The organism is Clostridium sp. AM46-21 (assembly GCF_003480025.1).
Lineage (GTDB): Bacteria > Bacillota > Clostridia > Lachnospirales > Lachnospiraceae > Coprococcus > Coprococcus ammoniilyticus.
Genome location: NZ_QUIB01000006.1, coordinates 109,969 through 125,223 on the forward strand (window position 1 = coordinate 109,969; position 15,255 = coordinate 125,223).

A 15,255-nucleotide genomic window follows, 5' to 3' on the forward strand; every position below is an offset into this window, starting at 1 on the left:
TCTTATTCGTTTGCTTTTTCCAGACGCTTCAGTGTCTTGTTCACAAATACAAAAAACTTGAATGTAAAGAGTGTGATCAATGCTGTATAGATCATTTCCGGAAGAATGATATCCTTCAGATAGGTTGAAAATTCCAGCCTGTTCCGCAACAAGAAAAAGATAATATATGTTGCAAAATTAAAAAACAGATCGTCGATCAGAATGATCAGCATTGGTAAAAGAACATCTTCCACCAGATATAAACGGTGGAAAAATCCATTGCAATATCCAAGAATCATATAAAGTATCATAAACGGTCCGATCGCATATCCAAAATACAGATCATACAGAAAACCGCAGAAAAAACCAACCAGCATTCCTTCTTTTCTACCGCGCATAAGACCAAAAGAAACTGTCAGTATCAGCATCAGATCCGGTGCTGTTCCGGCAATTTCTATATAGGGAAATAATGCAGTCTGTAATACAAAACATATAATGATCAAAATTCCTAATGTAAATACTCGTTTCAATTCTATTTCAACCTTCTCTACCATTTAGTTCTGTCAATTGTTTTTAATCTGTAACATTTTTCTTTGTCTGGCGGATCACCAGAACCTCTTCAATATTAGAAAAATCAGCAGCCGGCGTAATATACGCTGTCTTGGTCAGATTGTTGGAATCATTTTCTATCTTTGCAATATAGCCTATATTGATTCCAGAAAGATATTTGCTCGAAACATGTGAGGTCACAACCTGATCTCCTTCTGATATATCTGCATCTTTATCTATATTTTCCGCAAGCAGGTAGCCGTCTGCATAATTCGTTAGGCTTCCGGATACATTACAGATTGCCTGAGCCGGCAGGATTGTTGCATTTACATTTGTTGTATCATCGATGATCGAACGGACCTTTGCATAATCCGCTCCAATCTCTGTGATAATTCCGCACAGACCATTTCCATATAATACATTACAACCAATAGACAGTCCATCATCGGTTCCTTTGTCAATATAAAAGACATCAAACCAGTTTCCGGTATCCTTAGATATAACTCTTGCTCCTGTTTTATCATAATCAGTATACTGTGCATCCAGCTCATACAGCTTCTGCAGCCGGTCCAGCTCATAAGAGTTCTGTTCATATTGGGCAAGTGTGGATCTATAGGTATCCAGTTGTTCCTTTAACTTATCGTTTTCCGCCACGATATCTTCGTAATTTTTCAGTGCTTCTGCCTTGGATTCTACCCAGCTTCCTACTGTATTTACTCCTTTTTGCATTGGAAGAATAAACGTGTTTGTTGCATTACGGACTGACGGCATTATACTGTCAAAAAACAGTGATGCGATCATTAAAACTACACATACTATCGTTAATGCAAGCAAAAAATATTTTGGAGTTATTTCTATTCTTTTTCTGTTACGACGTCTCATTCAACATTCCTCTTTCTGCCAGACTGACAAAACAATTATTCCCTATAATAATATGATCAGATAACAGGATTCCAAGCATTCTGCCTGCTTCTGCTACTCTCTTTGTCAAGCAGATATCCTGTCTGCTTGGTTCCGGATTCCCGGATGGATGATTATGCAGCAAAACAACATATGCTGCGTGATAGCTTAAGGCATCTATAAAGATATCTCTTGGAGATATAACTGCATGATCGATCGTTCCCTCTGATATACAGTTTTCTCCCAACAAACAATGTCTGGAATCAAACAGCAGGCTGTAAACCCGCTCTTTATCCAGATATTTGGTACGTTCCATAAAATAATCTGCTATACTCTGCGGATTGCCAAATGTCAGAAATGGCTTATATTCCGCTTCCGCTATCCGTCTTGATAATTCACCGATACATTGCATCTGGATCGCTTTTACATGTCCGATCCCATCAATCGACATCAGTTCTTCCAATGTCAGATGCTTCAACCCGACTAAGCCTTTATGAACCGAATGACGGTTCAGAATACGCTGGGCTGTAACCAGTGCATTTTCTTTTCGGCTTCCGCTTCGAAGTATGACTGCAAGCAGTTCGGCATCATTCAAAGCGGAAGGACCACTCTGCTGACATTTTTCATATGGTCGCTCTGTAACAGCCATATCCCGCATTGTAAAATTAGAATTCATATGTCCTCCTTTTCTCTCCGCCTCTCCAATGCCTGAAAGAAAGGTGACATTCGAACTAAATCTACCACACTATAAGATTATTTTCTACCATTTTTTGCAATGTCATTACAATTCCAAATTTTGCATGCTGATAGGTAAGTCCTCCCTGAAAATATACAGCATACGGTTCTCTCATAGGGGCATCCGCACTAAGTTCAATTGAAGAACCGGATACAAATGCACCGGCCGCCATGATGACAGGAGAATCATATCCCGGCATATCCCATGGTACAGGCTTTACATAGCTGTCAACAGGTGCAGCCGCCTGAATCCCTTCACAGAAAGCAACCACACGTTCCGGTGTCTGAAGTTCAACTGCCTGTATGATATCAAAACGATCCTCTGTCTTATTCGGAACTGTCTTAAAACCAAGATTTTCATATACATTTGCAGCAAAGATCGCACCCTTTAAAGCACTTGCCGTAACCGATGGAGCCATGAATAAGCCCTGTGTAAAAGCCTTTGTATTATTTAAAGATGCACCAACCTCTTTGCCAAGTCCCGGAGTTGTAAGACGGTATGCGGCATTTTCCACATATTCCTTCTTACCACAGATATAACCACCGATCGGAGCCAGTCCGCCACCCGGATTCTTGATCAGGGAACCTGCGATCAGATCTGCGCCATAGTCTGTTGGTTCTTTATCCTGAACAAATTCACCATAACAGTTATCTACCATACAGATGATGTCCGGACGGATACTCTTTACAAATGTGATCACTTCTCCGATCTTCTCACAGGATAAAGTCGGACGTACGGCATAACCCTTGGAACGCTGGATCTCCACAAGCTTTGTGTGTTCATTGATCGCATTTCGGATTCCTTCAAAATCAAACTCTCCTTCCGGTGTCAGATCTACCTGGGCGTATGTAACACCATATTCTGCCAAAGAACCCGGTGAAGGGCGAAGTCCGATGATCTCATCCATCGTATCATATGGTTTTCCTGAGATTGCAAGCAGTTCATCTCCCGGTCTTAAGTTACCAAATAACGCTGTACAGATCGCATGTGTTCCACAGGTGATCTGAGAACGGACCAGCGCATCTTCCGTGTGGAATACATCTGCATAGATCCGTTCGAGTGCATCTCGTCCGTCATCGGTATAACCATATCCGGAGGAACCTGCAAAATGCGCTTCCGCCAGACGATTATCCTGCATGGCTTTGATGACCTTCATCTGGTTGATCTCACAGATGGCATCGATCGCTGCAAAACGGTCCTTTAAGCTGTCTTCAATCTTCTGACAGTAATCAAATACCCGTTCATCAATGTGTAAGGATGTATAATAATCTTTTAATAATGTGTTCATTTTATCTGCTCCATTTTATTTTATGAAATAATTCCCTTTGACCGCAACTGTTCAAGCATGAAATCCATAATGGTATCTTCTGATGTGAATTCACTCTTATCCACCCAGGTGACTTCTTTTTCCCTCTTAAACCATGTGATCTGACGCTTGGCGAAATGTCTGGTATCACGTTTTAAGATATAGAGGCTTCATCCAGAGATGTTACACCATCCAGATAATCGAGGATCTCTTTATATCCAAGCCCCTGCATGGATATCAGATCTTTTGTATATCCCTGATCCTTTAATGCCTTTACCTCTTCGATCAATCCCTGTTCTACCATGATGTCAATTCGCCTGTCTATTCTATCATATAATTTTGATCTTGCATCATTTAACACAAAATATTCAAAATTATATGGAGAAATCCGTTTGGATTCTTTCTCGTTATGTTCGGAGATCGGGATTCCTGTCTCTTTATAGAATTCCAATGCCCGGATCACACGTTTGCGGTTGTTATAATGAATGGCTGCGGCTGACGCTGGATCCACTTTTTCAAGCATCTGATGAAGGTAGAGATTTCCATGTTTTTCCGCAAGCTGTTCCAGATAAGTACGGTAGCTTTTATCATCGTCATTTTCATCGAAATGAATATCGTATAAAACTGCCTGAATATAAAAGCCGGTTCCGCCGACAATGACAGGTATCCGTCCTCTGGCATAGATATCATCCATCGCGTTTGTTGCAAGTTCTTTAAATAATACAACATTAAACGGCTGCTTCGGATCTAATACATCGATCAGATGATGGGGAATGCCATCCATTTCCTCCGGCATGATCTTGGCAGTTCCGATATCCATCTTTCGATAGACCTGCATGGAATCTGCAGAAATGATCTCACCGTTTATTCTTTTTGCAAGACCGATCGACAGATTTGTTTTACCTACGGCTGTCGGTCCGGTTAATATAACAAGAGGCTTCATTTGCTGCTCCGTTTCTATATAAGTTTAATTACTAAACAATTCGTTTGAATTTCTTTTCCAGTTCTGTTTCTGTCATGGAGATCAGGGTTGGTCTGCCATGCGGACAGGTATATGGATTTTCAAGCTTCATCAACTGGTCGATCAGGATGTCTGCTTCCTTAAAGCTAATGGAAGTATTCCCCTTTATCGCAGCTTTACACGCCATTGTGGAAAGTTTACTGATAAATGTATCAATCGTCTGCTTCTGTCCGTTTTCGGATAACTCTCCGATAAATTCCAGAAATAATTCTCTGCCGTCTAATCCGAACAGATTTGCCGGAACGGCTGACAGCTTGTATTCTTTTCCACCGAAACCTTCGATCTGAAATCCCAGATTCTGGAAAAATTCCAGATTTTCCCGTAAGAACTCTGATTCTGTTCCGCTCAAGGATACGATCGCAGGTGGCATCAGATACTGAGGAATGGCAGTCTTATTCTTATAGTTTGCCATTAATTCCTCAAATTTTACCTTTTCATGTGCGGCATGCTGATCCATGATAAAGAACTTATCTTCGTACTCGATCAGCCAGTATGTCTTAAATAACTGCCCGATGATCCGGTGCTTTTTCTTAGCTTCCGGTGTCAGAAATTTATCTTCAAACATATCCATCTGCTCGTATTTAATCTTAGCTTCCGATGTGATCGGTTCCTGTTTCTTCTGTTCTGATGTTTCGTTAGTCTGTACACTCGTTTCAGCAGGATTTAATGCTGTCTTTTCCGGTTGTGTCAAATACGGAACAATATTTTCAGCAACCATATTATTTGTGATATTTTTACCAGACTGATTATCTCCTTTCAAATATTGGATTTCAACCGGCGAGCTGCTTCTGTTTTCCATCGTAACAGATGGTGTCGGTGTTGGTTGAGCAGATATACCTGAATTTGCCGGTTGCATTGGCATGCCTGGCTTTTTCTGCTGCGCTGGCCTTGCCGGCTGCGGAGAAAGCTCTGTGGCCCTCCGGTTTGTTTCGAATGGCTCCGGGCGCTTCTCCACCTTTCGTTCTGCCAGTGTCTCCGGCCGCTTATCCTTTCCCGGTGTAACAGTCGGGATAAGTTCTTTAAATAACAGCGCCTTTCTGACACTGATATAAGTAAAATCATACATATCCGGTTCATTTATGAACTTCAATTCCCGTTTTGCAGGATGGATATTTACATCGATCAGAGATGGATCAATCTCAAAATTGATAACTGTAAATGGAAATTTATGAACCATAACAAAGGTACGATATGCATCTTCGATTGCCTTTGTTAATATATTGCTCTTTATATACCTTTGGTTTACATAATAATCTTCAAATGAACGGTTACCTCTGGATATACTCGGTTTTGCAAGATATCCTGTGATCTTTACCTGATCATTTGCTGCATGGATTTCCAGAAGGTTATTCGTAATATCTCTACCATATATATGATAGATGATCTCTTTTAGTCTGCCGTTGCCGGATGTAAATAGCTTATCTGTTCCATTCATAATAAACTTAAATGAAACATCCGGATGTGACATTGCCATACGACAGACAAGATCGTAGATATACGAGCCCTCTGTTGCAGGCGTCTTCATGAATTTCTTTCTGGCAGGTGTATTATAAAACAGATTTCTTACAACAATCGTTGTACCAAGCGGTGCGCCGATTTCCTCATTTGAGATCTCTTTTCCGCCGTGGATCTGGTATCTGGTTCCGGTAAGCGCATCTTCCTGCTTGGTGATCAGCTCTACCTGGCAACTGCGGCTATACTAGATAACGCCTCGCCACGGAAGCCTAAGGATGCGATCTTTAACAGATCATCCGCCGTCTGAAGCTTACTGGTTGCATGACGAAGGAAGGCAACCGGAACTTCCTCCTTTGAGATACCACATCCATTGTCTGTGATACGGATAAAGCTCATACCGCCTTCTTTGATCTCGATGGTGATCGCAGTTGCACCCGCATCGATGGAATTCTCTACTAATTCTTTAATAACCGAGCCGGGACGTTCGATCACTTCACCGGCTGCGATCTTATCAATTGTATATTGATCCAGTAATTTTATCATAAATTCTCCTTAACGGATTCGCTCCTGTAATTCATTCAGATATAACAATGCTTTCATCGGTGTCATGTTGGACAGATCTACATTCTTGATCTCCTCCAGAATGGCACTCTCTTCCGGATTTGCCAGAAATGACATCTGGGTATCGGAAGCACTTTTATGAAAATCATTTGTTATCTTGATATCTTTTAATTTCGTCGTTATATCCGTATCGATAAGCTGGTTGCAGATCTCATTTGCACGATTGATCACGATATCCGGTACTCCAGCAAGCTTGGCTACCTGAATACCATAGCTTCGATCCGCTCCGCCTTTTACGATCTTTCGTAAGAATACGATATCATCACCGTCTTCTTTTACTGCTATACAGTAGTTGTTTACAGAGGATAACTTACCCTCTAATTCTGTCAGTTCATGATAGTGGGTGGCAAATAACGTTTTTGCTCCAAGCAGTTCACTGTTACTAATATATTCCACAACTGCCCATGCAATACTAAGTCCGTCATATGTACTGGTTCCTCGTCCGATCTCATCTAAGATCAGCAGACTGTTCTTCGTGGCATTTCGAAGATATTTGCGACCTCACTCATCTCTACCATGAAAGTGCTTTGACCGCTTGCAAGATCATCGGATGCCCCTACTCTGGTGAAGATACGGTCACAGATACCGATATTTGCTGAAGCAGCAGGAACAAAGCTTCCGATCTGCGCCATTAAAACGATCAGTGCCGTCTGACGCATATAGGTGGATTTACCAGCCATATTCGGTCCGGTTATGATTGATATCCTGCTCTCAAAATTATTCAGATAGGTGTCATTTGATATGAACATACCGTTGTTCATCATCTTCTCAACGACAGGATGGCGACCTTCTTTGATATCAATTACACCATCTTCGTTAATCTCCGGACGAACAAACTGATTGGCAGATGCCACATATGACAGCGAACAGAGACAGTCTAATAAAGCGATCTGTCTTGCTGTATTCTGCACACGCAGGATCTCACCCGCAATCTTATCTCTGAGCGCAACATAGGTTTCATATTCCAGTGCATATAATTTATCTTCAGAACCAAGAATCGAACCTGCAAGATTGTCCAATTCTTCTGTTGTATATCGTTCTGAATTTGCAAGTGTCTGTTTTCTTATAAAATATTCAGGTACCAGATCCTTATAGGAATTAGTCACCTCAAAATAATAGCCAAATACTTTATTGAACTTGATGCGAAGATTCTTTATTCCTGTCTTCTGCTTTTCCCGTTCCTCCAATTCTGCAAGCCATGTCTTGCCATCTGTCTTTGCCGATTTTAAAGTATCGATTTCTTCCAGATAACCATCCTTGAAAATACCGCCTTCTCGAATCAGTATCGGAGGATCGTCGTTGATTGAACGCTCTAACAGGTCATAAATATCCTGTAATTCATCCATTTTCTCATAAATATCTGCAAGAAGCCCATCCGGATAGATCTGTAAAAGCTGTCTGATATACGGCAGATATGAAAGGGATGTCTTAAATGCGATCATATCGCGTGGATTTGCGGATCGTAGGGAAATTCTTGTCATCAGTCGTTCCAGATCATAGATCGGGTTCAGATATTCCCGCATCTCATCACGATTGATCATATCATTATTTAACTGATCTACTGCATCAAGTCTTGCTTCGATATCCTTTTTATATATTAAAGGCTGCTCGATCATGCTTCGAAGCATTCTCGCACCCATTGCTGTCTTGGTTTTATCCAATACCCATAACAAAGAACCTCGTTTTTGTTTGTCACGAAGTGTCTCACAAAGTTCCAGATTTCTTCTGGTTGCGGAATCAAGAATCATAAAATCGTCGATAGAATACAGCACGATATGATTGATATGTGCAAGGGAATTCTTCTGTGTCTCATGCAGATACTGAAGCAGAACTCCGGAGGATAAAATACAGTCAGGGAAATCCTTCAGTCCAAGTCCGTCCATATTATTAACTCCGAACTGCCTCATAATTGCATCTTCACAGAGCATTTGATTGAAATAATGCTCCGGCGCTTCAGAAATGGAAATTTTCATTTTCTCCCTAAGATAAATGAAATCCAGATCACAATTCATGAAAGAATGATTGCCGATGATCTCGGCAGGAGAATATTTGTTGATCTCATCCGTAAGCTTTGATAAGGATGGAACTCTCGCTGTCTTAAACTCACCAGTCGTGATATCCACCAGTGAAATTCCGAATGCACCATCGTTTTCAACAATACTCATCAGATAATTATTTCTTGTTTCATCAAGAATTGCATTTGACATATTGGTACCCGGTGTTACCACCCGGATAACCTCACGTTTAACTATGCCTTTTGCAAGCTTTGGATCTTCAACCTGTTCACAGATCGCTACCTTAAAACCATTCTCGATCAGCTTATTCAGATAGACATCACAGGCATGATATGGAACGCCGCACATCGGTGCACGTTCCGGCTGTCCGCAGTCCCTTCCGGTCAAAGTGATCTCAAGAACCTTGGATGCGGTCAGGGCATCATCAAAAAACATTTCATAGAAATCACCAAGTCTGTAAAATAATATACAGTCCTTGTACTGATTCTTCACTTCCATATACTGCTGCATCATTGGTGTTAAAGCTGCCACTGTTTTTTACCCCTATTCTATAAATTCGGTTTATACAAGATTTCCCATATAATAAAAGCCTTTACATTCATCCAGCGAAACATCCCGGATCTCGCCAATCATAGACGGATCACCTTTAAAATGTACCAGAATATTATTTGACAGACGACCGGTTAAGAGTTCCTGATTCTGTTCGCTGACGCTTTCAATCAGTACAGGCATGACCTGCCCTTTATAACGGCAGATCTCCTCACCGCTGATCTCTGATACTCGCTTGATCAGGCGATCAAACCGGTTCTGGATCTCTTCCTTTGTTGCATGATCCTCAAATGTTGCTGCCGGTGTTCCGGTACGCTTGGAGTATATAAATGTAAATGCTGTATCAAACCTTACCCGATTCACTACATCCATTGTCTCTAAGAAATCTTCTTCTGTTTCTCCGGGAAAACCGACAATAATATCGGTTGTAAGTGATATTTCAGGAATCTGTCTGCGGATCTTGTCTACTAATTCCAGATAGGATTCCTTTGTATAGCGACGATTCATCTGATTTAATATCCTGGATGAGCCGGATTGCATCGGAAGATGGATGTGACGGCAGATCTTTTCATTTGCCGCGATCACATCGATCAATTCATCGGACAGGTCCTTTGGATGGGAGGTCATAAAACGAACACGTTCAATTCCATCAACTTCTGTCACCTTCTGCAATAATTCGGCAAATGTCATCGGTTCTTCTAACGTCTTTCCATAAGAATTCACATTCTGACCAAGGAGCATGATCTCTTTTACACCCTCCTCTGAAAGCCGCTTAACCTCTCTTATGATGTCCTCCGGTTGTCTGCTGCGTTCTCTGCCTCTAACATATGGCACGATACAATATGTACAGAAATTATTACATCCGAACATAATATTGACACCGGACTTAAATGGGAATTCTTTCTTAACCGGAAGATCTTCCACAACAAGATTGGTATCCTTCCAGATATCCACTACCTGTCCGCCGGCTTCGATACGGTTGCAGTAGATTTCAGCCAGTTTAAATACATTATGCGTGCCAAATACCATATCTACAAATCGATATTTCTTTTGAATTGTAGCTACAACATCCGGTTCCTGCATCATACATCCACAAAGCCCGATCATCTTATCTGGATGTGTCTCTTTGTCATGTTTCATGATTCCAAGATGTCCGTAGACTTTTCGATTCGCATTCTCACGGACTGTGCAGGTATTATATATAACAAGGTCTGCATCCTCAGAATCACTGCTAGTATATCCGATTTCTTTCAGAATACCGGTCAGCTTCTCGGAGTCTCTTACATTCATCTGACATCCATAGGTCTGGATCGAACAGGTCAGGTTTCTTCCTGCTTTTTTCGCAAGCTCCCGGTAATACCCCCTTGCTTTTTTTATAAAATAATATTGCCGAAATGGTTCTTCGGCAGGACAAGGTTCTGTTATATCAATTTTATCTATTTTTTTATCTATTTCATTAATCATATTTATTGTTCTCCATAAAGCTGTATATCTCTGACGGAGTCAGAAGCTGATCCGGTCTTTCGTCAAATGATTCGCATGAAATCTCCGGCAACACCTGATAATCATAGGCAAATGCAACCGCAGTAAGTTCCGGATGAAGCTTCATATAGCGGTCATAATATCCACCGCCATATCCGATCCGATGTCCGTTTATATCAAATACAATTCCCGGGACGATCAGAATTCCTTCCGTCGGATGAAGCATCTCACAGCTGGCAGGCTCTAAGATGCCATACGCACCTACCTTTAGATCGCTCATTCCATGGATCCGATGAAAATGCATATGATCTCCGTATACCTTTGGCACAGCAACGACTTTGTCATCTGTAAGTGCCTGCTTTATAATCTCGACCGTATCCACTTCATTATCCTGACTGACATAGATCAGCAGATGATTGCAATCTTTATATTCATCTGAATTCAGAAATTGCTTCCTGATCTGCGCTGAAGCAACGGTCACCTGCTCCGGTGTTAAGGCACGCCGCTTTTGCTTATATTGTTTTCTTAGTTCTGCTTTTGTCTGTTCCATCATACTTTTTTTGTTGGATCGATATCTTCCAACCTGGTAATACTACCATCCGGTTCTTTGATATCAATGTTATTTAATACACTTCTCAGATTCTGTTTCATGGCAAAAATGTATTCCTGTCTGAGATTTTTCTGTTCTTCCTTTTCAGCCGACGTAAGTCCTGCCGGAGTCTTGGATTTCTTATATAATTCATTGATTCTTGCAATCTTTTTTTCGTCCATTCTTATTCACCTGTTCATTTCTGTTATTTCGGAATCGGATACTGCTTCTGTTTGATCAGACCCATCTTATATATGATACGATGGTACACACTATATCCATTGCTACTGCAGATATTCCTTATGTGTAATGTATCTTACGACATCAAAATTCGGCTCTTTATATGCTTTAAATAAGGTTCCGACAGATTCGCCATTTAATGCCCGACCGAGATTTCCTATATCATCTCCTGATAAAATAAGCATATCTGCTCCTGAATTTGCAGCAATCTTCGCCGCAGAAATCTTTGTCGTCATACCACCGGTTCCATATCCGGAGCCGGCGCCCTTTGCCATTGCTTTGATCTTATCGTCGATGCGTTCTACGACAGGGATCAATGTTGCATCCGGATTATTTCTTGGATCGTCCGTGTACAAGCCATCAATATCTGTCAATAATAATAAAAGATCAGCATTGATCATGTTGGCTACGATAGCGGAAAGGGTATCATTATCTCCAAAGTTTATATCCACTTCTTCAATTGCAACTGTATCATTCTCATTAACTACAGGAATAACATCCATTTGTAATAATTCATTAAAAGTATTTACAGCGTTATGTCTTCTTTCCTGAGATGTGATTACATCAAACGTCAGAAGAACCTGAGCTGCGATCTGGTGATATTCATAGAACAGACGCTGGTATACCATCATGAGCTGTCCCTGTCCAACTGCTGCACATGCCTGTCTGAGTGATGTTGTCTTTGGCTTTTTCTGAAGCCCTAACGACTTCGAACCAACACCGATTGCACCGGAGGATACCAATACAACATCCTTATCCTGATTTTTCAGATCACTGATGATCCGTACCAGTTTTTCAAGTTTTATGTAATCAAGCCCACCCGTCTCCTCATGGATCAATGAAGATGAACCGATCTTGATCACGATTCTTTTTTTATTTTTTAAGTATAAACGATCTTCCATTTTAAATCTGAAACCTCACATTCTCTGATTTCCGGTTGATGCTTCCGGTATCATAAATTTCGACATAACTGCCTCAAAAACTTTTATTCCGTCAACGGCTGCGGATGTTATACCTCCCGCGTAACCTGCACCTTCTCCACATGGATAAATACAAGTATGTGCAGATGTCAGATCTGCATCGCGTAGTATCTTTATCGGCGAAGATGTTCTTGCTTCCACGCCGCTTAATATTGCATCATCATCTGCAAAACCGGATATCACCCGGTCAAATGACAAAACACCATCTATTATAGCATCTCTGATATACTCTGGCAAACAACAATTCAGGTTGGAAAACGTATAAGCTCCCTTTATGCAAGGCTTGATCTTGCCGGCTATTTCAGACATTCTGTTCATTCTAAAATCACCGAAACGTTGTACCGGAACTGCTCCTTTTCCTGCCTGATACGCCTTTTCTTCAAGCTCTCTCTGAAAATACATACCGGCAAGCGGATGATCTCCCGGATAATCTTCCGGCGTAACATTCACAACGATCGCACTGTTTGAATTATCCGCTTTCCGGTCACTGTAGCTCATACCATTGACACATATCCTTCCGGATTCTGAGGATGCATTTACAACGTAACCACCGGGGCACATACAGAAGGAGTAGACCGCCCGTCCGTTTGCTGCCTGATGCACCAGCTTATAATCTGCTGTCGGCAGTAAATCTTCATAATCGGGATGATATCCATATTGTGCTTCATTGATAAAGGTTCTTGGATGTTCGATTCGGAGTCCCATTGCAAACGGCTTCTGTTCCATCGGAATTCCACGCTTATAGAGCATTTCAAAGGTATCTCTTGCACTGTGACCAATCGCAAGTATCACCGCATTGCTTTTTAATTCATATGTTTCTTCCGGTTTCAAAAGCTTCTTTATATGTAAAAGCGTTGTCTCAGGATTTATCACTTCTATATCTGTTACAAGCTGCTCAAATCGCACCTCTCCACCCAGCCTTATAATCTCATTTCTAATATTCTTGACTACAGTCAATAACACATCTGTACCGATATGAGGCTTATTCACATATAGGATTGACGGATCTGCACCAAATTCGACAAATGTCTTAAGAACCGCAGTCCTTCTTCCTGATTTATCCTTAATTACGGTATTCAATTTACCGTCAGAAAATGTTCCGGCCCCTCCTTCACCAAACTGAACATTACAGTTTGGATTTAACGGATGTTCCTTTTTCCAGTATCCATTTACACAGGATGTTCGTTCATCAACTGCCATACCACGTTCCAGAATGATCGGTCGATAGCCCTCTCCCGCAAGAAAAAGACCTGCAAACAAACCTGCCGGACCGCTTCCGATAATAACCGGTCGATACTGCATCGGCATCGATCCATACTCCGGGATTTTAAAATCCACCCCTTTAATTAACATAATATTGTTATTGTGAACTTTTTTTAGGATTTTCTCTTCCTGATCGCAGGTCACATCTACAGAGGCAACATAATGGATTTGATCCTTCTTCCGGCTGTCAATCGATAATTTAGCCATTTTATAGGATAGAAAGCTATTTATCCTTAAACTTTTCCGGATTGCCTGTTCAATATCTTCGTTTTTGTATCCAATTTTTAACTTAATATTATTAATTCGAATCATAAATACTAAATCCCGCTTTCATCCCAGTTATGACCGCCCACATCAGATTATAGCCGCCGCAGATTCCGTCGGTATCCAAAAGCTCCCCTATCACATATACATGCTCCAGTACAGTAAGCTTCATAGTTTCCGGATCTATAAAACGAGTGTCTGCGCCGCCTCTTGATACCTGTGCATCTTCTGCTCCGGCTGTTGCTGTGACATGAAAGGTCAGTTTCTTTATTTGATCTGCCAGCTTCTGCAGTTCAACATCATTTAGTTCCGATATTCTTTCCTGTTTCCATCTGCATTGTTCTAGTATATAAGTCGCAAGTTTTTCATGTACAAAGCCATTCAGACACGCCTGAAGCGACCTTTCCGGATTATTTGTCCGGAATTTCCTGAAATGCATATACAGATCAGCTTCATTTATATCCGGTACAAGATCCAGACAAAGGCTAACGCTCTCACCATCCTGCAGCATCTCCCCGGCTGTATGGCTGAGATTAAATATAACAATTCCTGATAATGACTGACCGGTAAACTGGACCTCGCCAAATTCCTGTGCGTGGATTTCGGAAGATGCATCCATTACTGTTACCAGTGCCTTTGAACGAACACCTGCCAACCCAGACATCTTTTCTTTTACCTGAAGCTTACAGAGTGCTGGTTGAAATGGATAATACGGAATACCCAGTTGATCTAACAGACTACAGCCTGCATCTGTACCACCAAGGGCAGGTGCTGCAGCTCCACCACATGCAAGAACTATATTTCTTGCATAATATTGTCCCTGATCCGTCTGAATACAATATGTATGATCGGATTGTTCTTCCAGACCTATAACGATTTCTCCGGTATGAACCTGGATCTGATTTTTCTTCAGACGGTCGTTGAACGCCCAGACGATCGTAGATGCCTGTCTGGACATTGGATAATAATATCCGTGTTCATCGCTGACAGCTACACCAAGCTGTTCCGCAAATTGATTTACAATCTGATAATCCTTTGCTCCGATCACCTTATATGGGAAAAATTCATTTTTACTGTTATAACATTCCAGACGAAAACTGCTGTTTGACAGATTACATCTGCCATTTCCGGTTGCATATAGTTTTTTTCCGATCTTTTTATTTTTCTCAATGATCAGTACAGAACGCTTCCGGGTCTGATCTGCTTTATGCTGAAACTGTTTGTAAATATCTGCATCCGTTGCGCAGATAGCTGCAGTCATACCAGAAGCACCTGCACCTGCTACGATCAAGTCATATATCATTTT

General features: G+C 41.3%; 12 protein-coding genes and 2 pseudogenes. All 14 read right to left on the reverse strand.

The annotated features are described in order from the left end of the window. Positions 1–2: 2 nt before the first annotated feature. The 14 genes and pseudogenes from mreD to DW959_RS05870 all read right to left on the reverse strand — a co-directional run bounded on the left by mreD (position 3) and on the right by DW959_RS05870 (position 15,252). Complete coding sequence (gene mreD / locus DW959_RS05810; protein ID WP_243023349.1) at positions 3–533, reverse strand: rod shape-determining protein MreD; 531 nt, start codon at positions 531–533, stop codon at positions 3–5. Positions 534–552: 19 nt separating this feature from the next. Next, complete coding sequence (gene mreC, locus DW959_RS05815; protein WP_118615628.1) at positions 553–1,410, reverse strand: rod shape-determining protein MreC; 858 nt, start codon at positions 1,408–1,410, stop codon at positions 553–555. Next, positions 1,397–2,104, reverse strand: a complete 708-nt coding sequence (gene radC, locus DW959_RS05820) for a DNA repair protein RadC (RefSeq protein WP_117784852.1) — start codon at positions 2,102–2,104, stop codon at positions 1,397–1,399. Before radC ends, mreC begins: the two co-directional genes overlap by 14 nt. 61 nt (positions 2,105–2,165) lie before the next feature. Next, a complete protein-coding gene (locus DW959_RS05825; protein ID WP_118615630.1) occupies positions 2,166–3,452 on the reverse strand; it encodes a methionine gamma-lyase family protein in 1,287 nt (428 codons plus the stop codon). Between the two features lie 20 nt (positions 3,453–3,472). Continuing rightward, a pseudogene (gene miaA, locus DW959_RS05830) lies at positions 3,473–4,413 on the reverse strand (tRNA (adenosine(37)-N6)-dimethylallyltransferase MiaA). 31 nt (positions 4,414–4,444) lie between these two features. Continuing rightward, positions 4,445–6,166 (reverse strand): DNA mismatch repair endonuclease MutL, encoded by a 1,722-nt coding sequence (mutL, locus tag DW959_RS05835; protein ID WP_347475329.1) that lies wholly within the window; start codon positions 6,164–6,166, stop codon positions 4,445–4,447. A 2-nt stretch (positions 6,167–6,168) separates the two neighbouring features. Next, positions 6,169–6,489, reverse strand: a complete 321-nt coding sequence (gene mutL, locus DW959_RS15070; protein WP_347475327.1) for a DNA mismatch repair endonuclease MutL — start codon at positions 6,487–6,489, stop codon at positions 6,169–6,171. Between the two features lie 9 nt (positions 6,490–6,498). Next, positions 6,499–9,095 (reverse strand): annotated as a pseudogene (gene mutS / locus DW959_RS05840) (DNA mismatch repair protein MutS). Positions 9,096–9,143: 48 nt separating this feature from the next. Continuing rightward, a complete protein-coding gene (gene miaB / locus DW959_RS05845; RefSeq protein WP_182430057.1) occupies positions 9,144–10,595 on the reverse strand; it encodes a tRNA (N6-isopentenyl adenosine(37)-C2)-methylthiotransferase MiaB in 1,452 nt (483 codons plus the stop codon). Beyond that, positions 10,588–11,166, reverse strand: coding sequence for a 5-formyltetrahydrofolate cyclo-ligase (locus tag DW959_RS05850; RefSeq protein WP_118615632.1), 579 nt, complete (start codon positions 11,164–11,166; stop codon positions 10,588–10,590). Before DW959_RS05850 ends, miaB begins: the two co-directional genes overlap by 8 nt. Beyond that, positions 11,163–11,384 (reverse strand): DUF896 domain-containing protein, encoded by a 222-nt coding sequence (locus DW959_RS05855; RefSeq protein WP_021943851.1) that lies wholly within the window; start codon positions 11,382–11,384, stop codon positions 11,163–11,165. Before DW959_RS05855 ends, DW959_RS05850 begins: the two co-directional genes overlap by 4 nt. 102 nt (positions 11,385–11,486) lie before the next feature. Next, a complete protein-coding gene (gene proB, locus DW959_RS05860; protein ID WP_008400827.1) occupies positions 11,487–12,344 on the reverse strand; it encodes a glutamate 5-kinase in 858 nt (285 codons plus the stop codon). Positions 12,345–12,359: 15 nt separating this feature from the next. Then, the gene (locus tag DW959_RS05865; RefSeq protein ID WP_118615634.1) at positions 12,360–13,997 is read right to left on the reverse strand and encodes an FAD-dependent protein; all 1,638 of its coding nucleotides are present in this window, start codon (positions 13,995–13,997) and stop codon (positions 12,360–12,362) included. Further along, entirely contained in the window at positions 13,984–15,252 is a 1,269-nt protein-coding gene (locus DW959_RS05870) for an aminoacetone oxidase family FAD-binding enzyme (protein ID WP_118615636.1), read from the reverse strand. Before DW959_RS05870 ends, DW959_RS05865 begins: the two co-directional genes overlap by 14 nt. Between the last annotated feature and the right edge of the window lie 3 nt (positions 15,253–15,255).

Excerpts from the sequence above, each read along its gene's own strand:
- mreD (WP_243023349.1), bottom strand. The coding sequence starts at position 533 with ATGGTAGAGAAGGTTGAAATAGAATTGAAACGAGTATTTACATTAGGA.
- mreC (WP_118615628.1), bottom strand. The coding sequence starts at position 1,410 with ATGAGACGTCGTAACAGAAAAAGAATAGAAATAACTCCAAAATATTTT.
- radC (WP_117784852.1), bottom strand. The coding sequence starts at position 2,104 with ATGAATTCTAATTTTACAATGCGGGATATGGCTGTTACAGAGCGACCA.
- DW959_RS05825 (WP_118615630.1), bottom strand. The coding sequence starts at position 3,452 with ATGAACACATTATTAAAAGATTATTATACATCCTTACACATTGATGAA.
- mutL (WP_347475327.1), bottom strand. The coding sequence starts at position 6,489 with ATGATAAAATTACTGGATCAATATACAATTGATAAGATCGCAGCCGGT.
- miaB (WP_182430057.1), bottom strand. The coding sequence starts at position 10,595 with ATGATTAATGAAATAGATAAAAAAATAGATAAAATTGATATAACAGAA.
- DW959_RS05850 (WP_118615632.1), bottom strand. The coding sequence starts at position 11,166 with ATGATGGAACAGACAAAAGCAGAACTAAGAAAACAATATAAGCAAAAG.
- DW959_RS05855 (WP_021943851.1), bottom strand. The coding sequence starts at position 11,384 with ATGGACGAAAAAAAGATTGCAAGAATCAATGAATTATATAAGAAATCC.
- proB (WP_008400827.1), bottom strand. The coding sequence starts at position 12,344 with ATGGAAGATCGTTTATACTTAAAAAATAAAAAAAGAATCGTGATCAAG.
- DW959_RS05865 (WP_118615634.1), bottom strand. The coding sequence starts at position 13,997 with ATGATTCGAATTAATAATATTAAGTTAAAAATTGGATACAAAAACGAA.
- DW959_RS05870 (WP_118615636.1), bottom strand. The coding sequence starts at position 15,252 with ATGATATATGACTTGATCGTAGCAGGTGCAGGTGCTTCTGGTATGACT.